Here is a 632-nt window from a genome sequence, read left to right as displayed (position 1 = left end):
TTTTAAAACAGAATAGATTATGACAGAAAAGAACAAGCAGAAATGGAATGAGATTCTCAAGTTTGCAGTAACCGTACTGACAGCTCTCCTCGGGGCGTTGGGCGTTTCGGCAGGTGGACTTTAGAAGGATGCCTATGAGAGACATCGATATGATAGTGGTGCATTGCAGCGGTAGCCGCTGCAATCACCGTTATACGATGAAGATGCTGCGCTACGACCATGTGCATAACAACGGCTGGAGCGACATCGGCTACCATTTCTACATCACGCTGGATGGAGAGGTGCATGCCTGTCGCCCGGTAGAGCGTATGGGCTCTCATGCCCTCGGTTACAATGCGCACAGCATAGGCATCTGTTACGAGGGTGGTCTTTCGCCATCGGGCTGCATCAGCGACACCCGCACTCCTAAGCAGAAGGAGTCGATGAAGCATCTGATTCAGGCTCTTCACCACCGTTTTCCTAGCATCCGGACCATCCTGGGTCATCGCGATTTGCCTGGCGTTCAGAAAGCCTGTCCGTGTTTTGATGCCACGAAGCTCCAGTACCTTCTGGATGCTTTCTGATTCTCTTCCATTAAGAGGGCTTTTCAAGAGCAGAATCCCTCCGATTTTATTTAACAAGTTAGGGCGCAT

2 protein-coding genes are annotated in these 632 nt (G+C 50.5%); both read left to right on the top strand.

What is annotated here, in order from left to right; translation table 11 throughout:
* Window positions 1-19 precede the first annotated feature (19 nt).
* Window positions 20-124, top strand: a complete 105-nt coding sequence (locus KSW37_RS15710) for a smalltalk protein (protein WP_022120813.1) — start codon at window positions 20-22, stop codon at window positions 122-124.
* Between the two features lie 10 nt (window positions 125-134).
* A complete protein-coding gene (locus KSW37_RS15705; protein ID WP_217743535.1) occupies window positions 135-563 on the top strand; it encodes an N-acetylmuramoyl-L-alanine amidase in 429 nt (142 codons plus the stop codon).
* Window positions 564-632: the final 69 nt, after the last annotated feature.

It is taken from the genome of Segatella copri (assembly GCF_019127135.1).
Classification (GTDB): Bacteria; Bacteroidota; Bacteroidia; order Bacteroidales; family Bacteroidaceae; genus Prevotella.
Note: the sequence above shows the minus strand (reverse complement) of the source record. Positions and strands in the feature narration are given on the sequence as shown.

Excerpts from the sequence above, each read along its gene's own strand:
- KSW37_RS15705 (WP_217743535.1), top strand. The coding sequence starts at position 135 with ATGAGAGACATCGATATGATAGTGGTGCATTGCAGCGGTAGCCGCTGC.
- KSW37_RS15710 (WP_022120813.1), top strand. The coding sequence starts at position 20 with ATGACAGAAAAGAACAAGCAGAAATGGAATGAGATTCTCAAGTTTGCA.